This is a genomic window from Chitinilyticum piscinae, from assembly GCF_015223195.1.
Classification (GTDB): domain Bacteria; phylum Pseudomonadota; class Gammaproteobacteria; order Burkholderiales; family Chitinibacteraceae; genus Chitinilyticum; species Chitinilyticum piscinae.
In genome coordinates this window covers 308,706-326,684 of the sequence record NZ_JADFUA010000003.1, presented here as the reverse complement: position 1 = coordinate 326,684, position 17,979 = coordinate 308,706, and the positions used below count along the sequence as shown (strand labels likewise).

The 17,979-nt window shown below is 62.7% G+C and carries 15 protein-coding genes; 3 read left to right on the top strand and 12 right to left on the bottom strand.

Translation table 11 applies throughout. The features are described 5' to 3' along the window. Positions 1 to 101: 101 nt before the first annotated feature. Both INR99_RS07430 and INR99_RS07425 read right to left on the bottom strand, forming a co-directional pair. Complete coding sequence (locus INR99_RS07430; RefSeq protein ID WP_194115686.1) at positions 102 to 500, bottom strand: hypothetical protein; 399 nt, start codon at positions 498 to 500, stop codon at positions 102 to 104. After that, positions 497 to 892, bottom strand: coding sequence for a hypothetical protein (locus INR99_RS07425; RefSeq protein ID WP_194115685.1), 396 nt, complete (start codon positions 890 to 892; stop codon positions 497 to 499). Before INR99_RS07425 ends, INR99_RS07430 begins: the two co-directional genes overlap by 4 nt. 228 nt (positions 893 to 1,120) lie before the next feature. Between INR99_RS07425 and INR99_RS07420 the strand changes: the two genes are divergently transcribed. Genes INR99_RS07420 through INR99_RS07410 form a run of 3 tightly spaced genes read left to right on the top strand, consistent with a single transcriptional unit; the run spans position 1,121 to position 6,867 of the window. Next, on the top strand, positions 1,121 to 2,317 hold the full coding sequence (locus INR99_RS07420) for an efflux RND transporter periplasmic adaptor subunit (RefSeq protein ID WP_194115684.1): 1,197 nt from the start codon (positions 1,121 to 1,123) through the stop codon (positions 2,315 to 2,317). 10 nt (positions 2,318 to 2,327) lie between these two features. Further along, positions 2,328 to 5,444, top strand: coding sequence for an efflux RND transporter permease subunit (locus INR99_RS07415; protein ID WP_194115683.1), 3,117 nt, complete (start codon positions 2,328 to 2,330; stop codon positions 5,442 to 5,444). After that, positions 5,437 to 6,867 carry an efflux transporter outer membrane subunit gene (locus INR99_RS07410; RefSeq protein ID WP_194115682.1) on the top strand — a complete coding sequence of 477 codons (1,431 nt, stop codon included), beginning with the start codon at positions 5,437 to 5,439 and terminating at the stop codon, positions 6,865 to 6,867. Before INR99_RS07415 ends, INR99_RS07410 begins: the two co-directional genes overlap by 8 nt. Positions 6,868 to 6,971: 104 nt before the next feature. On the opposite strand, the gene INR99_RS07405 is transcribed toward INR99_RS07410, so the two are convergent. The 10 genes from INR99_RS07405 to INR99_RS07360 all read right to left on the bottom strand — a co-directional run bounded on the left by INR99_RS07405 (position 6,972) and on the right by INR99_RS07360 (position 17,978). Then, complete coding sequence (locus INR99_RS07405; RefSeq protein WP_194115681.1) at positions 6,972 to 8,129, bottom strand: acyltransferase family protein; 1,158 nt, start codon at positions 8,127 to 8,129, stop codon at positions 6,972 to 6,974. A 99-nt stretch (positions 8,130 to 8,228) separates the two neighbouring features. Continuing rightward, positions 8,229 to 9,536 (bottom strand): DUF58 domain-containing protein, encoded by a 1,308-nt coding sequence (locus INR99_RS07400; RefSeq protein ID WP_194115680.1) that lies wholly within the window; start codon positions 9,534 to 9,536, stop codon positions 8,229 to 8,231. Next, on the bottom strand, positions 9,533 to 10,507 hold the full coding sequence (locus INR99_RS07395) for an AAA family ATPase (RefSeq protein WP_194115679.1): 975 nt from the start codon (positions 10,505 to 10,507) through the stop codon (positions 9,533 to 9,535). The genes INR99_RS07400 and INR99_RS07395 overlap by 4 nt, the downstream gene beginning before the upstream one ends. After that, a complete protein-coding gene (locus INR99_RS07390) occupies positions 10,504 to 11,676 on the bottom strand; it encodes a DUF4350 domain-containing protein (protein WP_194115678.1) in 1,173 nt (390 codons plus the stop codon). The genes INR99_RS07395 and INR99_RS07390 overlap by 4 nt, the downstream gene beginning before the upstream one ends. After that, a complete protein-coding gene (locus INR99_RS07385) occupies positions 11,673 to 13,244 on the bottom strand; it encodes a DUF4129 domain-containing protein (RefSeq protein ID WP_194115677.1) in 1,572 nt (523 codons plus the stop codon). The genes INR99_RS07390 and INR99_RS07385 overlap by 4 nt, the downstream gene beginning before the upstream one ends. Continuing rightward, the gene (locus INR99_RS07380) at positions 13,241 to 14,185 is read right to left on the bottom strand and encodes a stage II sporulation protein M (RefSeq protein WP_194115676.1); all 945 of its coding nucleotides are present in this window, start codon (positions 14,183 to 14,185) and stop codon (positions 13,241 to 13,243) included. The genes INR99_RS07385 and INR99_RS07380 overlap by 4 nt, the downstream gene beginning before the upstream one ends. Then, entirely contained in the window at positions 14,182 to 14,898 is a 717-nt protein-coding gene (locus INR99_RS07375; protein WP_194115675.1) for an RDD family protein, read from the bottom strand. The genes INR99_RS07380 and INR99_RS07375 overlap by 4 nt, the downstream gene beginning before the upstream one ends. After that, positions 14,891 to 15,490 carry an RDD family protein gene (locus INR99_RS07370; RefSeq protein ID WP_194115674.1) on the bottom strand — a complete coding sequence of 200 codons (600 nt, stop codon included), beginning with the start codon at positions 15,488 to 15,490 and terminating at the stop codon, positions 14,891 to 14,893. The genes INR99_RS07375 and INR99_RS07370 overlap by 8 nt, the downstream gene beginning before the upstream one ends. A 146-nt stretch (positions 15,491 to 15,636) precedes the next feature. Continuing rightward, positions 15,637 to 16,929 carry a histidinol dehydrogenase gene (gene hisD, locus INR99_RS07365; protein ID WP_228098139.1) on the bottom strand — a complete coding sequence of 431 codons (1,293 nt, stop codon included), beginning with the start codon at positions 16,927 to 16,929 and terminating at the stop codon, positions 15,637 to 15,639. A gap of 107 nt (positions 16,930 to 17,036) precedes the next feature. Further along, positions 17,037 to 17,978: a nuclear transport factor 2 family protein gene (locus INR99_RS07360; RefSeq protein WP_194115673.1), complete on the bottom strand. Its 942-nt coding sequence runs from the start codon at positions 17,976 to 17,978 to the stop codon at positions 17,037 to 17,039. Position 17,979 lies beyond the last annotated feature (1 nt).

Below are 17,979 nucleotides of genomic sequence, written 5' to 3'. Positions count from 1 at the left end.
TGTCGCCCAGATGTGCCGGCAGGTGAAGCCCTTCCGGCAAGGGAAGTTACGAATGGGCTGTCGGGTGAGGCGGGCTCTGCCGATCAGCCCGCCTCATGACCTTATTCCTCGTTCGATTGGGCAATTGCTGCGGCTATGCCTACCACGGCTGCACCTACCACAATCCCGCCCAGCACCCTGCGGTCGCGATCATCGTCGTCATAGCGGTCGCGCCAGTATTCGTCACGGCGCTCCTCGCGGATTTCGCGGCGGATTTCCCGCCGAGCTTCACGTCGTTCGCGATTGACCTCCCGGTAGCCTTCGCGGATTTCCCGGCGGGCGCACGCGCGGGTCGTGCACTGGCTCAGCTCACGCCGAGCCTCGCGTTTTTCGCGGCTGACTTCCCGCGCACCTTCGCGCATTTCACGCCGGATCTCGTAGCGGCTGGCCATGGCGAGATCCGAGAGCAGCATCCCCGATGTGGCCAGCGCTATGCAGAGCAGATGCAATGGCCGGTTCATTTCAGCCCCTCCTGCTGCCCCTTGCGAAATTTGGCGATCCGCTCGTCATATCGGGTCAGCACGGTTTTGCACTCGTCGAGCTTGATTTGCATGTGGCTGCCATAACCGAACGAAGCGGCATACAGAAAGGCCCGATCCGTGCCCAGCGCGCGGACAATGCCGGCATTGACGTCCATGACTTCGCGCTCGAACTGGGTGCGCTGCGATTTGTCCACGCAGCCCAGCGCCAGTCCGCTCAGATAGCCGAAGCGCTTGAGTCCCTCGTCGAGCTGCTCCTCGGCGTCTGCAAGAGCCTGCATCACCTGCTCGGCCGGTTTGGTCTCGGCGGCGTGCAGCAGCGGGGCTGCGAGCAGCAGCAAGGCAGTGAGTTTGGGGAGCAGTCTGGGATGCATGGGGTTCTCCGTTGGGCGAAATCAGGATGGGTTCACCATCTATAGTTGCAGTTGGATGCGCGGGCAAGTTATCCCGGATCTATGACAGAGTGCCACTGGCATGGGCTGCTGAAGGTGGAAAATTACCTATCTGCAGCAAGATTGCTGCGGGGATAATGCGCGTTTCATCAAAATGAATCACACTGTCATGATCTGACAGTTCGGTGCGTATTTTGGGAGCGCAACAAGATGAGTGAAACTGATTACCCCTTTGCTGCCGGTATCCGGCGGAGCCTGATTGCCGTAGCCCTGATGGCTGGCCTGGCTGCATGTGGCGAAAAAGCCGAGCAGCAGGCGCCGCCGCCAGCTCCCGTCGTGGTCGAAAAGATTGCCCTGCGCAATGTGCCGATGCAAATCGAGCTGGTGGGTGAGACTGCGGGCTATCGCGACGTGGAAGTGCGCTCGCGCGTGAATGGCATTCTGCTCAAGCGCACCTATACCGAAGGCCAGTTTGTTCAGGCCGGCCAGGTGCTGTTCGAGATCGATCCCGAGCCGTACAAGGCGGCGCTGGATCAGGCCAAGGGCGCATTGGCACAGACCATGGCGGCGCTGGAGAAGGCCAAGGCCGATCGTGACCGCATCATTCCGCTGTTCAAGGAAAACGCCGTCAGCCGCAAGGATTACGACGACGCGATGGCTGCCTATGATTCGGCTCTGGCCAACTCGCAATCGGCACAGGCCAAGGTCAAGGAAGCGGAGCTGAATCTTGGCTACACCAAGGTGACCGCACCGATTTCCGGTGTCACCAGCAAGGTGGCGCAGTCCGAGGGCAGTCTGATCATGGCGAGCAGCGGATCGCCACTGACGACCATTTCCCAGTTCGAGCCGCTGTATGTCAATTTCTCCTACTCCGAGCAAGACCGCTTGACCTTCGAGCGCTCGGTGGCCAGCGGCAAGATGGCCGTACGGGATTCGAGCAACTGGACGGCGCATATCCGCCTTGCGGATGGCTCGACCTATGACAAGGTGGGGCGCATCAATTTCTCCGACAACCGTGTTGACCCCAAGACCGGCACCATCCAGGCTCGCGCGATTTTCGACAACAAGGACGGCAAGTTGCTGCCCGGTCAGTTCGTGCGCCTGATCCTGGATATCGGTACCCGCAAGGATGCGATCGTCGTCCCCGAGCGAGCCATTACCCAGTCGCAGGCTGACAAGCTGGTGATGGTGGTGAGCGCCAGTGGTGATGTCGAGCCGCGTACCGTGAAGCTGGGCTCGGCCGTGTCGGGTGGCGTTCTCGTCGAAGAGGGCATCAAACCCGGCGAGCAGATCATTGTCGAGGGCCTGATGAAGGCACGTCCTGGAGCCAAGGTCCAGCCGATGACCGCCAGCCAGATGCAGGCAGCGCTGGCGGCGAAGGCCGCTTCGGCTCCGGCGGCCAAGTAAAGGAGACGTCATGTTCTCGAAGTTCTTTATTGAGCGGCCGATCTTTGCCAGCGTGATTTCGATCATCATCGTGCTGGCGGGTCTGGCCGCGATGCGCTCGCTGCCCATCGAACAATATCCGGAAATCACCCCGCCTGTTGTTTCGGTGACGGCGTTCTACCCCGGCGCCACGCCGGAAGTGATTGCCCAGACCGTGGCCGCACCGCTGGAGCAGCAGATCAACGGCGTGGAAAAGATGATCTACATGCAATCGGGTTCGGCCTCCAACGGGCAGATGAACCTGAACGTGTATTTCGACATCGGCACCGACCCCGATCAGGCGACCATCAACGTCAATAACCGCGTCTCCGCCGCCATGGCCCAGTTGCCGGAAGAGGTAAAGAAGCAGGGGGTAACGGTCAAGAAAAAATCGACCTCGATCTTGCAGGTGGTGACGCTGGATTCGCCCAAGGGCAGTTACGACACGACGTATCTGTCGAACTATGCGCTGCTGAATATTGTCGATGAGCTCAAGCGTATTCCGGGCGTTGGCGATATTTCGCTGTTCGGGGGCACCGATTACGCGATGCGTGTCTGGCTGCGGCCCGACCGCATGGCCCAGCTGGGGTTGACGACCAGTGACGTGATCTCGGCGATCCGCGAACAGAATGCCCAGTTTGCGGCCGGCAAGATCGGCGCCCAGCCAACGACTTCGCCAGTGGATTTCACCTTTACCGTGCAGACCAAGGGGCGTCTGGAAGAAGTCAGTGAATTCCAGAACATCATCGTGCGGGCCATGCCGGACGGTTCGAAAATCCGGGTGAAAGACATCGCCCGGGTCGAGATCGGCGGCAAGGATTACGATCTGACCGTGCGAGCCAATGGCAAGCCGGCTGTCGGTATCGGTACTTATCTGCAACCGGGGGCGAATGCCGTGGCGGTGGCCGAGGCGGTGAAGGCCAAGATGGAAGAGCTGAAGGCGCGCTTCCCGCAGGACATCCGCTACAGCGTGCCCTATGACACGACCGAGTTTGTGAAGATCTCGATCGAAGAAGTGGTGCACACGCTGTTCGAAGCCATCGTGCTGGTGTTCATCGTGGTTTACCTGTTCCTGCAGAATTTCCGCGCCACGCTGATTCCATGTATTGCTGTACCGGTATCGCTGGTCGGCACGTTTGCCGGGATGCTGTTGCTTGGCTTCTCAATCAACCTGCTGACGCTGTTCGGGATGGTACTGGCGATCGGTATCGTCGTGGATGATGCGATCGTGGTGCTGGAAAACGTCGAACGGATCATGAGCGAGAAGAAGTGCTCGGCACGCGAGGCCGCCATTCTGGCGATGGAAGAAGTGTCTGGCCCGGTCGTCGCGATCGTGCTGGTGCTGTGCGCGGTATTCCTGCCAGTGGCCTTCATGGGCGGTATGACCGGGGTGATGTACAAGCAGTTTGCCGTGACGATTGCCGTTTCGGTGGCCATTTCCGGTCTGGTGGCGCTGACGCTGTCGCCGGCACTGTGTGCCTTGCTGCTGAAGAATAGCCATCACCAGCCTGCCAGATTCTTTGTCTGGTTCAATAACAGCTTCGACAAGCTCACCGGCAAATACGTCGGCGGGGTGGCCTTTCTCAACCGGCGTGTGGGTGTTGCCTTCGGCCTGATTGCGGTCATCCTGTTCTGCACCTGGGGCTTGTTCAGCCGGTTGCCTGGCGCACTGGTGCCCGATGAAGACCAAGGCTACCTGATGGGGGCCGTGATGCTGCCGGATGCCTCGTCGCTGACCCGTACACAGAAGGTAGCCGACCGGTTTGACCAGATGGCCATGCGCAACGAAAACGTCGAGAGTGTGGTGACCTTCTCCGGTTTTGACATTCTTTCGGGTGCCATCATCAGCAATAGCGGCATCTCCTTCATCACGCTGAAGGACTGGAGCGAGCGCCAGGGGGCAGGCAACGACTCGTTTGCACTGGCCAAGAAACTGCAGGGCATGGGGTACATGGGCTTGACCGACGGTTTTGCCGCAACCTTCAACCCGCCCCCCATCATGGGCATGTCGACCACGGGTGGTCTGGAAGGCTATCTGCAGAACCGCGGTACCGGTGACGCCAAAGCCTTCTCGGCCGAGGTGCAGCGTTTTGTCGAGGCGGCCAAGAAGCGTCCGGAGTTCTCCAGCGTTTCGACGACCTTCCGCGCCAATGTGCCGCAAATCTACCTGGATCTTGACCGGGAGAAGGCCAAGGCGCTGGGCGTCCCGATCAATAATGTCTTCGATACCATGCAGGCCACGTTCGGCCAGGTCTACGTCAACGACTTCAACAAGTTCGGCCGCACCTACCGGGTGCAGCTGCAGTCCGAAGCCGATTACCGGGCCAAGCCGGAGGACATCCGCAACGTGTTCGTCCGTTCGCAACATGGCGACATGATCCCGCTCAACAGCCTGGTCACGGTGAAGAACTCGGCAGGTCCTGAGCTGGTCGAGCGCTTCAATGTCTTCCAGGCCGCGAAGATCATGGCTCAGCCGGCGGCAGGTTACAGCTCCGGGCAGGCCATCAAGGCGCTGGAAGAGGTGTCGACCGAAGTGCTGGGCAATGATGCCAAGCTGGAATGGATCGGTTCGGCCTATCAGGAAAAGAAATCGGCAGGCACTGCAGGGCTCGCCTTCGGTTTTGGCATCATCATGATTTTCCTGATTCTGGCGGCGCAGTACGAACGCTGGTCGCTGCCGTTTGCGGTGATCACGGCCGTGCCGTTTGCGCTGTTCGGGGCCTTGCTGGCCACCTGGGCCGTCGGGCTGACCAATAACGTGTACTTCCAGATCGGTCTGGTGACACTGATCGGTCTAGCCGCGAAAAACGCGATCCTGATTGTCGAGTTTGCGGTGATGAAGCACGAAGAAGGGATGAGCCTGCTTGATTCGGCGCTGGAAGCGGCCCGTCTGCGCTTCCGTCCGATCGTGATGACATCACTGGCCTTCATTCTGGGGTGTGTGCCGCTGGTGCTGTCCAGCGGGGCGGGCTCGGCCAGCCGTCATGCACTGGGCTGGCCGGTTATCGGCGGGATGCTGGCCGCCACGTTCATTGCGATTTTCTTCATTCCGCTGTTCTTCCGCCTGATCATGAAGGCGTCGTCCGGCAAGGAGCAGAATCATGCATAAGCCGATCATCAGTCGTGCCGGACGCACGGTATTGCCGCTGACCCTGGTGGTATTGCTGGCTGCGTGCGGCCTGAATCCGACCTATGACAAACCCGATCTTCCGCTGCCCGATGCACCGGCCGGCGAAGTGGTCGAGGTGGCGCCGAAATGGTGGGAGGCATTCCAGGATCCGGTACTGAACAATCTGGTCGACAAGGCGCTGGAGCGCAGCCCCAGCGTCGAGCTGGCCATGGCCAGGGTTGACGAGGCCCGGGCCGTGCTGGGGATTACCAGCTCGGAGCAGCTGCCGCAGGTCAATGGCAGCGCCGGTGCATCGCGTGGCCAGCGCAGCGAGTCGGTGTACGGCGCGCCGCAATCGATTGCCAACAGTTATTCGGTCGGGCTGTCGGCCAGCTGGGAGCTGGATCTGTGGGGGCGGGTGCGCAACAGTACGGCAGCCGCACGAGCCAACCTGCTCGCCAGCGAATACGCTCTCGATGGTGCGCGCCTGACGCTGGCAGCTTCGGTCGCCGAGCAGTATTTCGCACTGCAATCATCGCTGGCCGGTCTGGAGACATCGCGCAAGACCGTGGAAACCCGCAAGGCGTCGTATGAATTGCGCAAGAAGCAGTTCGAAGGAGGGATTACGTCCGAACTGGACATGCGCCAGGCAGAAACCGAAGTCGCTACGGCCCGCTCGCAGGAGCTGGATTTTGCGACCCGCGTGAACCAGCAGGAGTCGGCCTTGTCGGTGCTGGTTGGCCAGAGTCCGCGCGAGCTGTTTGCGGAGGGGATAACCCCGACCAAGCAGGAATCCAGCAAGCTGGTGGCCGCCGGGACGGTGCCCTCTGGCTTGCCATCGGACCTCTTGCTGCGCCGCCCGGATATCCAGCAGGCCGAGCAGAATCTGCGCGCCAGCCAGGCCAAGGTCTCGGCGGCGCGCGCGGCCTACTTCCCGCGCATCAGCCTGACCGGATTCCTGGGGCTTGAAAGTGGGCAGATGTCGACACTGTTCGACAGTGCCAGCGGGGCGTGGTCATTCGCCGGCAATCTGGCGATGCCGATCTTCAATAGCGGGCTTACCGCCGCGCAGGTTGATCAGGCCCGCGCGCAGGAAAAGGCGGCGGTGGCGACCTATCGTCAGGCCGTCAGCCAGGCCTTTGCCGATACTCGCGCCGCTTTGCGCAACTATCAGGCCGCAGAGCAGAAGCATGCGGTACTGGCTGCCGAACAGGACGTGCTCAAGCGGCAGCTTTATCTGGCCAATCTGCGCTACAACAACGGCTACTCCAGCTATCTGGAAGTACTCGATAGCGAGCGCAGTCTGTTCCAGGGCGAACTGAGTCTTGAGGATGCACTGCGGCAGAAGCGTGTGGCGCTGGTGACGCTGTACAAGGTACTGGGTGGTGGCTGGCAGGTGCCCGGACAGGATGGCAAGTCCTGATCGGCGCAGCCCCAAGTAAAACGGCAACCCTCGGGTTGCCGTTTTTTTGTTCTGGGTATGTTGCTGGACCTTTTATTTGGTAAGGTCGACAGGCCTATACGGGGTTACGTACCTTGCCTGGCCGCTACCAGCGGGGACTCACCCGTCGCCCACCGCGATTGACGCCAGCGCTTGCCCAGTGCCATGCCGGGTTGTTCGATCAGGCGGTAGCAGGTTGCGGCAGCGGCAATGACCAGTAGCAGCACGCCCAGCCCGAACAGGCTGTCACCGGTGGCCGAGCCCGTGGCAACAAACACCAGCAGATTGCCATTTTCCGTCACCAGGGCTAGCCAGTTTGGGCCTCCCAGCGCCGGCATGCTGCGCAGCAGCAGGTCGATGGCGTGCAGCAGCACCACATGGGTCAGGTAAATGCCGAAGGACCAGTGTCCCAGCTGCTCGAAAACCGGCCGGCGCAGTTGCCGTGATATGGCGCCATTCTCGCGGGCAAACAGCAGGATAAAGGCGGCGAAAAAGAGGCTGGCCAGCAGGCTTTTGGCCGGATAGTGCGCCGTCAGTACAACATACAAGGCCAGCAGGGCGGCCAGCTCCAGCAGGCTGGCAAACCTCAAGGGCCGTGCAGTGCGAGCGAGCCGGCGGTACAGGCAGTACGCCAGCGCACCAATCGCAAAACAGGTCACTCCACGAAATGTACCGCTTCCGCTGAAGGGCTGCCCGGTGACAACGCACAGCACGCAAACTGCGCTGATCGTGGCATACGCCACGCTCCGCCACGGGCGCGGTGTCAGCAGCAAGACGGCGGCCAGCCCCAGATACAGGTAGAACTCGACACTGATGCTCCATGCCGGGCCGTTGAACGAGAACGGGTTGCTCTCCGGCAGCCAGGCTTGCAGCAGCAGCAGGTTGGGCAGCCATTCACTGGCCGCCATGCTGCCGAGGAAGGCGGGCTTGCCCGCCAGCCACAGCAGCAGCTGTCCCAGGGTCAGCACGAGCAGCATGGCGATATGCAGCGGGAAAATCCGGCAACTGCGGCTGATCAGGTAGTCGCGCAGCTGCGCGCCATGCCAGTCGCGCTGTCCGTAACTGTGACAGAGCACGAAACCGCTGAGCACGAAAAAGAACTCGACCCACAGACCGGCCGAGCGGAAGAATTCCCACTGGGAAAAACCCTGCAGCAGGTGCAGGTGAAAGACCACGACGCACAGCGCGGCAATGCCGCGAAAACTGTCGAGAACCACAAAGCGTTGAGAAGTAGCAGCAGACATGGGGTGCAGCAGAAAGGCAGAAGCGCAGCGATTCTGCCGTCAGTGGCCGCAGGACGTTGTTGCCAAATGTTGTGCACCCCGCACCGGCCGATTGGCCGGCTAGAGCTGGCCGCTTTCCTTCAGCTTCAGATAGTTGTTCACCAGCGCCGCAGGCAGCTGCTGCGGCGTGACATCCAGAAATTCCCGGGTACGTACCCCCAGTCGACGCAAGGCCTGGCGTCGCGCCTGCTGATAGCCCTGTCCCGCAGCATGGCGCAGTGCGCCTTCGAAGGTGCTGACCGGGGCCTCGATGGCACGGTCGAGCGCCACTTCGCGCAGGCTGGCGCACAGCGTGAGATGGCGCTCGTTCAGCAGCTGCAGGCTGGGGGCCAGCGTCGATTCGTCTTCGTCACGCAGATTGGTCAGCAGCACGATGAAGGAACGCTTGCGGGCCTTTTCCAGCACCCGTTCGGTGGCTGCCAGATAATCCGGGATCGCCAGTGTCGGCTGCAGGTCGTACACGCCTTGCAGCAGGCGATCAATGGCCGCGCGGCCCTTCATTGGCGCCAGCCAGCGCTCAATACCTCCAAAGGTATATACGCCAATGCTGTCGCCCTGCTTCTGTGCGGTCCACGCCAGCAGCAGCATCGCGTCCAGCGCATGATCGAAGTGGCTGCGTTCGTCATCCTGCGCCTGCATGCGCCGGCTGCAGTCGAGCAGGAAAATGATCTGCTGGTCACGTTCTTCCTGGTATTCGCGGCTGATTGGCTTCTGGAAGCGGGCGGTGGCGTGCCAGTCGATCGTGCGCAGGCTGTCGCCCTGTCGGTATTCGCGCAGCTGGTGGAAGTCCGTCCCTTCGCCGCGCCGGCGGCGGCGCAGCACGCCGCCTTGCTGGCGGGTGTCGGTGGCGTGGATGCTGTGGTGCAGAATGCGGGCAAAGTCGGGGAAGACCCGCACTGTTTCGGCCGAGCCCGTCCATTGCCGGCGCTGCCACAGACCCCAGGGGCTGCTGATGCGCAGCTCGCAGCGGCCGAAGGCGTGATCACCGCGCTGCGGCGGCCGCAGGCCGAAGCTGAGCTCGACACTGTGTCCGGGCTGCAGCGGGGCCTGCAGGGCATGCGGCAGGCCGCGCATTTCCCAGCCTGAAGGGTAATGGTCGAAGACTTCCAGCCGCAATGGCCGGCCACTGGCCAGCGCCAGGCTCAGCCGGCAGTCATGCCAGCGTCCTTGCGACCACGCCCCGGGGTGGTGGCGGTTCACGCTGACGTCGGGAGGGCGTAGCCCCCGAATCCCATCGATCAGCATGGTCAGCAGCAGCAGTCCGGCAAGGCTGGACCAGATGGCCGCCAGCTCCGGGCGCAGTGCGGGGGCAATGCCCAGCGCCCCCAGAGCAAGAGCCAGCAGCAGCAGGCGGCGGCTCGGAATCATGCGCGCGGTGCCGGCAATTGTTCCAGCAGCCCGCGCAGCAGACGGTCGGGATCCAGGCCTTCCAGTTCGGCTTCGGGAGTCATGGCGATGCGGTGGCGCAATACCGGGTAGGCCGATTGCTTGATGTCGTCCGGCGTGACGAAGTCGCGTTCATCCAGCAGTGCCCAGGCGCGTGCCAGACGGATCAGTGCGATGGCCCCGCGCGGGCCGGCACCGATGCCGATGCCCGGCCAGTCCCGTGTGGCGCGCACGATGCGCACGGCGTAATCGACCACCTGCTCGTCAACCCGCACGGCCGCAACAATCTGCTGCAGGGTAATAACGGTGTCCGGCTTGATGATGGTATTCACGCTGCTGACATCCAGCCCGTCGCCCAGACGGTTGTTGGTCACCTGCCGTGTCAGTGCCAGTTCTTCCTCGGCGGAAGGGTAATCCATCAGTACCTTGACCAGAAAACGGTCGAGCTGCGCTTCGGGCAGCGGGTAGGTGCCTTCCTGCTCCAGCGGGTTCTGGGTGGCCAGCACCATATAAGGCGCTTCCAGCTGGTGCGATTCGCCTTCGATGGTTGCCTGGCGTTCCTGCATCACCTCGAGCAACGCCGCCTGGGTTTTGGCCGGCGCGCGGTTGATTTCATCGGCCAGCAGCAGATTGGTGAAAATCGGCCCGCGCCGCACGGTGAAATTCTGGCTCTTGATGTCGAACATCGCGTGGCCGATCAAATCGGCCGGCATCAGGTCGGGGGTGAACTGGATGCGGGCAAACTGGCCGGAGAAGGTCTTGGCCAGTGCTTTCACCAGCAGCGTTTTGCCCAGCCCCGGCATGCCTTCCAGCAGCACATGGCCGCCCGCGAGAAAGCAGGCCAGCACGCTCTGGATGGCGTTGTCCTGCCCGATGACGGCGCGGTCGATTTCCGACTTGAGGCGGCGGGCAATTTCGATGGCCTGGGTGAAATGTTCCGGGCTGACGGTCATAAACGATTCCTCAGGGATTGCAGCAGGGCAATACGGTTGGTGAACTGGGCGGGATGCTTGGGCGCGCGGCCGGTCAGGGCCTGCTCGAGTGCGACCGCCGAGATGTCATATCGCAGCGCCAGCAGGCGCACCAGCTCGGCATCGGGCAGGCGCGAGAGCTCCGGCAGGCGATTGGCAATGCGCTCGCGCAACGCGCTGCGTACGGTCGCCAGCAGGTGCTCGCGTCCGCGATCATGCTGCCAGAGCCAGCGGGCACTGGCATCGATGTGCTCGAGAATGGCCCGCCGTGCCGCGGCCATCTCAGGGAGCAACGGGCCGAAACGGCTGCCTGCACGCCAGAGCCATAGCAGGAGTGCCAGGAGGGTACCAAGCAGGGGGTAAGGCAGTTTCTGCCATAGCAACTCATACCAGGGGAGGGTATCTTGCGTGCGTACCAGCCAGACTCTGGGCTCGGCCGTATTCAGCCGGCTGATGGCCCACAGCAGCTCGGCGTGATCGGCATCCGCCAGATTCCAGTTGGTGAGCAGCTGGTCGGTTTCGCTGGCGATCACGATCCAGCCACGGCCATGGCGGTAGCCCAGCAGCAGCGCGCCGCTGTCATCCGTCCAGGCTGGCCGGATCTGGCCAGCCTGCAGCTGGGCGAGCCCGCGCCCCTCAAATTGCACGGCGTGCGATAGGCCTGGCAACTGTACTGTGCGGTAGTAATCGCTGGCCTGCTTGCCGTCACCCTCCGGTGGAAGGGATCCGGCGTGATGCTGCAGATCGAGCAGGTGCAGCAAGGGGTCATCGCTGCGGTGATCGACAACCTGCTCGTCGTCGTCATAGTCGATCTCGCCCGCCGAGGTCAGCAGTACGCCGCCGCGAGCCACCCAGTCCTGCAGGGCCTGCTGGTCGGCCTTGGTCGTATTGCGGCTGCGCCAGGGCAGCACCAGCACGTCGACCTCCTGCAGCGCCATTGCCGCAGGTGCCAGCTCGTTCACCTGCCGCGGGCGCGCGCCATTGGCCGCGAGAAAGCGTTCGGCCAGCAGCAGTGGCTGTTCGCGGGTTTCTGCCGGCAGTGCGCGGGGCTCCCAGGCCGGAACAGGGTGCATGAGCAGCAGCCACAAGCCGCCGCCACCCAGCACGATAATGGCAAACAGCAGGCCGAGGATCAGGCTGCGCGCTTTCATGACTGCCCTCCCAGTGCCGGGGGCCAGCGCAGGCAGAGGTTGCGCAACTGCTCATCCTGAGGCCAGCGGTCGGCGTAGGCGGCGGCCTGCCAGGCGCGGGTGATTTCTGCAAAAAGTACGCCGGCGGGCTGGCTAAGCAGTCCCTGCCGTTCGGCCTGCCGGGCTGATTGCAGGCAATCACCTTCGGTGAAGCCCGGGGCGATTTCCAGGCTATCGGCATGCGCCAGCCGCGATACGCTGGCGCGGTAGAGCAGTGCCAGTGCCTCCCGCCGCTGACCGCGCTGCCACAGTTGCAGCACGCTGGTCGGAATGTCGCCGGGCAGGCTTTCCGGGCGGATATCCAGGCCGGCAATCTCGCTGGCAATCTGGCGTTCGGGATCGCGCGCCGCGGGCAGTAGCCCGCCCAGTAGCCGGCGGTTGCGCCACAGCAGCCAGACAATCAGGGCGATGGCAAGGGTAATCACCAGCGGCTTGAGAATCTCGGCCACCGGTAGATCGGGGGCGCGGGTGCGAAACAGCTTGCTTAGCCAGCTTTCCTCATCCGTGTCGATTTTTTCCGGTACCTTGGTTTTCGCCTCCCATTTGGTCACGCATTCCCAGTGCGAAAACTCCTGACCGCGGCTCAGGCTATCGATGCTGGCGCGCAACTGGCGCTGCTGTGCCGAAACGGCTGAAGCGCGGCTGGCCGCCGTGTCACCGGGAACAGGCAGCTTGCTGCAATCCGCCGCCTGGCTGTCGGGCGCTGGGAGAACCAGGCAGAAGCCTGCCACCAGCAGCCCGAGCATGGACTTGGCCGCGCCGCGATCAAGCAGGCTTTGGCGGCGGCGGAGCAGGCGGCGCAGCGCGATTTCGATATCCCAGCCTTCCAGTTCGGCGCGGCGGTTCAGGTAGAGGGTGAAACAGCTTGCGGCGTAATACGGGCCGATCAGTCCGGCAGAAATCAGGTAGCCGACCAGAGGCAGGTGGTTTTCCCAGCGCCCCGGTGCGAACTCGTCCTGCAGCAGCAGGAAGGGATTCATCTCGTCGACCGAGGAAAAAAACAGCCCCAGTAGGCTGAGTAGCGCCAGTTGCAGCACGAATTCGAAATGTGCGCAGATGATGCCGAACCAGGCGGCTGAACCGTAGGCGCCCCGCGCGCCCAGCACCCGGCGGCGCTGGGTGGCCTGTGCGCCATCGGCGCCTTCCAGCACCCATACCGGCTGGTAGAGCCCGCGGCCGGTGACAATGGGCCGCCACCACGTCAGTGTACGGATCCAGCCCTTGCGCAACAGCCTCGGCCAGGCACGCAGCGCCTGGCGCACGCTGATGGTTTCGCCGAAGACCCCGCGGGACAGGATGAAAATGGTGCTGCGCTCGATCAGCGGGCGCAGCCACCACAGAATCACCCAATTCCAGCTCAGAAAACCGTGTGGTGACAGCAGTGCGACGATCAGCCCCAGCGGCAGCCACAGCGCCCACCAGCACAGGTAGACCGTGCGGGCGTGTTCGCGCAGCAGCGCCATGCCGAGATCGATGGCCTGCGCATGCGGACGGGGGCGGGCGTCGACCTGCAGTTGCTCGAGCTTCATGACTCACCCCGGCCGGCAAACAGCAGATAGCGCAACACGGCCGCCCACAGCAGACCGCCGACCATGTATTTCACCAGCGGCGGCATGTCGGCGCGCGATGACCAGAAGGCTTCGATGAAGGCCGCCAGAAAGGTCATGATGGCCGCCCCCAGCAGCATGGGCAGGATGCGCCCGGCAGCCGCGCGCAGGCTGGCACCACGGCTGAGCCGTCCGGGCTTGAGGATGGCCAGTCCCAGTCGCAGTCCGGCAGCACCGGCCAGAATCAGGCCGGTCAGCTCCAGCGCCGCATGGGTGATCACGAAGGACCAGAAGTTGTTCACCGTTTCCGGGTTCAGCGTCAGCCAGGTGGCGATCAGCCCGAAATGCACGCCGTTGAACGCCACAAACAGCAGCGAGCCCAACCCGAAAAACACGCCGCCGGCAAACACGCGAAAGCAGATCGATACATTGTTCCAGATATAAAAGCCGAACATCAGCATGTCGGAATCGGCCTTGCGCTCGCCAAAGCGCTCCAGCCCGTCGCGATACATGCTTTCGTAATGGCTGAGCTCGTAGGCTGAGGAAAAGCTGTAGGCGTAATCGCGATTGCTGTACACCGCCAGCGCCACCAGTGCGGCAGTGAACAGGAACACGCCCAGCGAGAGCAGCACGACCCGCCACTCGGCCCGTACCAGTCGCGGGAAATCGCGGCGTACCCAGCGCATCAGTACCAGCTCGCGCTTTTCCGGGGCTCCGTAGAGCAGGCGGTGCGCACCCAGCGCCAGCTCGCTCAGGCGGGCGACCAGCGAGGGTGAATAGCCGCGCTGGCGCGCCAGTGCCAGGGTGTGGCACAGCGCACGGTAGCGTTCGGGAAAATCCGCCGCTGGCGTATCGCTGCCCAGGCTGGCCTCGATGCTTTGCCAGAGCCCGGCGTAATGGGCTTCGAACAACTTCTGTTTCATGGCTGCGAATCCGGGCGAGTGGCGTGGCCATTGCCGGTCAGTCCGGCCGCGTAATCCTGCAGGCGCTGCAGCGATGCCTGTCCGGTGCAGGCCGTCAGTGGCTCGGCCAGATTGGCCAGCTCGAAGCGCCGGGCCGGAGGCAACTGACCGCTGCGCTCGACAAAATCAAGAATGGCGTGCTGTTCTTCCGGCTTGAGCGGGAATGGCAGCTCGCGGGGGGTACCTGTCGGCATCGCTTTGGTTTTCTTCTTTTGCGGGCGATACACGACCAGGGTACCGGCCAGCACATCACCAAGCCGGCGGAAGTCGCTGTTGAGCAGCATCGCCACCAGTCCCAGCCCGTACCACATCGGCAGAAAATCGGCCGCACGCAGCAGGTTGCGCAACACGCCTTCGCGCCAGCCGATCGGCAGCCCGTTGTCGCGCACCACCTGGATGCCGACAATGCGCTTGCCCGGCGTCATGCCGCTGCCATAGATCTCGAACAGCACCGGGTAGGCCCACAGCAGCAGAAACGCCACCAGCAGCATCAGCCCGGTTTCCAGCCGACCGGAAAAGCCGGGCAGGTTGATCAGGAAAACCATGAACAAACCCAGCAGTAGCCGGAAAATGAAATCCAGCAGCCACGCCAGCGCACGTTTGGGCGGCCCGGCAGGCGTCAGCGGCAGCGTAATGCCTTCCGGTGTTTGCAGATGCAGGTGACCGTCAAGCATGGCTGAGGTCCTCGCGGATGACGATGGTGTCGCACAGGCGGTCGTGCAGGGCTTGGCGTCCGGGCAGCAAGAGCAGTGCTGATTCGCCGTAATAAATCATCAACCCGCTGAACACCATGAGCAGCACTAGCGCAAAGTCGTCATACCAGTTGATTGTCAGGCGCAAGGCGCCGGAAATGAACATCAGCAGCAGGGGAAGAACGGGAATCAGCAGCAGTGGCAGCATTTCCCGGGCCAGTATGTAACGTAGAGCATCACAATGCGAACCATCGTTGCGTACCACCCGCAACGCCAGCCAGCCCTTGGCAATACTCTGGCCATTACGGAGCATGCTGTGGCACTGCAAAGCCAGCCAGCCGAGCAGAATGGCTAGATAGATCAGCGGGCCAAAATTACCTGCATCAATGCTCATGGCAAGGCCGATGAGGAAAATGACAAGGCCCATGACCTGGTTGCATATCGCCGCAGCCAGGCGGCGGGCAGGGCTAGCCAGCACGTAGTTGCGCTGCTTCGGTGTCTCGTCGAGTGCTGCCTGCGGGGCTGCGTAGGGATTATCCACTCGGCACATTTCAGGTGTGGTCAGGACGGCCATTGTAATCTGAATTCACGCTGACAGGGGTGTGCCGGTGCTGCAGGGGGATAGCCTGTGGTGTGCACCACAAGGCGTGCTCTGCACTGGATGAATGCAATGAAAAACGGCAGCCACCGGGCTGCCGTTTGCGTGGGGCGCGTTGCCGACTATTTGAGGCGGAATTCTGCCGCATTGGCGTGCGCGGTCAGCCCTTCGCCATGCGCCAGCACGCTGGCGATCTTGCCCAGCTTCTGCGCACCGGCCTCGGAGACCTTGATCAGGCTGGAGCGCTTCTGGAAGTCGTACACGCCCAGCGGGCTGGAGAAGCGCGCGCTGCGCGCGGTGGGCAGTACGTGATTCGGGCCGGCACAGTAGTCGCCGAGCGATTCGCTGGTGAACTTTCCCATGAAAATCGCGCCGGCATGACGGATCTGCGGCAGCAGCGCTTCCGGGTTTTCCACCGACAATTCCATGTGTTCCGGCGCGATGTAATTGCAGATTTCGCAGGCTTCCGCCAGATCCTTCACCACGATCAGCGCGCCACGGTTGGCCAGCGATGCGGCGATGATGTCCTTGCGTGGCTGATTTGGCAGCAGCTTGGCAATGCTGGCGGCCACGGCATCCACGTAGGCGGCGTCCGGGCACAGCAGGATGGATTGCGCGATTTCGTCGTGCTCGGCCTGGCTGAACAGGTCCATCGCCACCCAGTCCGGATTGGTTGTGCCGTCAGCCAGCACCAGGATTTCCGACGGGCCGGCGACCATGTCGATGCCGACGATGCCGAAGACCGCGCGCTTGGCGCTGGCGACGTAGGCATTGCCGGGGCCAGTGATTTTGTCGACCTGCGGTACCGTTTGCGTACCGAAGGCCAGCGCGCCAACCGCCTGTGCGCCGCCGATGGTAAACGCGCGCGACACGCCGGCCACGAAGGCTGCCGCCAGCACCAAGTCGTTCTTTTCACCCTTGGGGGTGGGGACGACCATGATGATTTCCTTCACGCCGGCCACATGCGCCGGAATGGCGTTCATCAGGACAGAAGACGGGTAGGCCGCCTTGCCGCCCGGCACATAGATGCCGACGCGATCCAGCGCGGTGACCTGCTGGCCCAGCAGCGTGCCGTCTTCGTCTTCATACGACCACGACGCCATTTTCTGGCGTTCGTGGTAGCGGCGCACGCGCTCGGCGGCGGCTTGCAGGGCTTCGGCCTGTGCGGCAGGCAGGCGCTCGAAAGCGGCCTTCAGTTCAGCCTGCGTGAGTTCCAGCTCGGCAAAGTCCTGCGCGCTCATGCCGTCGAAGCGGTTGGTGTATTCGATGACGGCCGCATCGCCGCGTGCTTTTACGTCGGCGAGGATGGCTGCGACGCGATGATCGACGTCCGGATCCTGCGACGTTTCGAAGGCCAGCAGCGCGGTGAGTTGCAGCTGGAAGTCGGCGGAAGAAGAATCAAGGCGGCGAATCATGGTGGTCGTCCTGTATCGCAAAAAAACAAAGAATTAAGCCGCAGAGGCATGGAGGCACAGGCAAGGCCAAACTGGCCAAATGGTGCTGCGCCTTTGTCATGAGGCGTTCAGTGCTGGCCGGAGCTGGCTTGCACGAGGCCTTCGCTGCGCCATAACAGCACTTTGCCGTTACGGCGGATCAGCGTGTCGGTGGACTGGGCTTTGATGTTCATGATGCTGCCGCCGACATCGAGTTCGCTGCTCAGGTTGACGGTAGCCTGTTTCTTGTCGGCCGACAGCGTCACGCTGTGAATCTCGTAGCGTGAATCGAGCTGCATCATGCCGCCCATCTTTTCGCCCAGTTGCGCGATGGTGCTGAAAAACTCTTCCTGGTCAGCGCAGGTGGATTTTTTATCGATGCTGCCGATATTGCTGCTGCCTTGAAAATCATCGGCCAGCAAGGCGCACATGGCCTTGGGGTCACGGGTGAGCATGGCTTTTTCGTAGTGAGCGTAGTACTCCCGCGCCTGTTCTTCGCTGATGCTGCGGCTGGCGACGAAATACCACCAGCCAGCGGCGGCCAGCAGCAGCGCGACGAACAGGATTTTGCCAAGCGGCAAGGGTTCACGCGTGGCCCGGAAGCCTTGCTGTATCGGGCTGACGCTGGCCGCGCTGACAGGTGCGGCTTCACGCGGTTTGTCATTCTGTGTCGCGAGCAAGCGCGGCATGTCGCAGCCGCAATCCAGGCACAGCGTGCGCTTGGGCTGCACGCGGGCGCATTTCGGGCAGGTGATTTGCTCGATTGCCGGCGCATCCGGCTGCAATGAGAGGGTCGGCGCGGCAAGCGCTTCGGCTTTGACTTCGACACCCGCCCTGGCAAAGTGCTGCAGGTAGTTGTCCACCTGCTGTTGCGGGATTTCTTTCTTGATGAGGGTCGGTGACTTGTGCAGCAGCGCCTGGGCCTGGGCAAGTTCCAGCTTCAGCAATTGCGCCAGATTGGCGACAGCTTGTTCAGGAGGTGTGCCGGGCAGGATGTTGCCAGTCAGGATCAGCTGGTAAGTGCTGCTCATC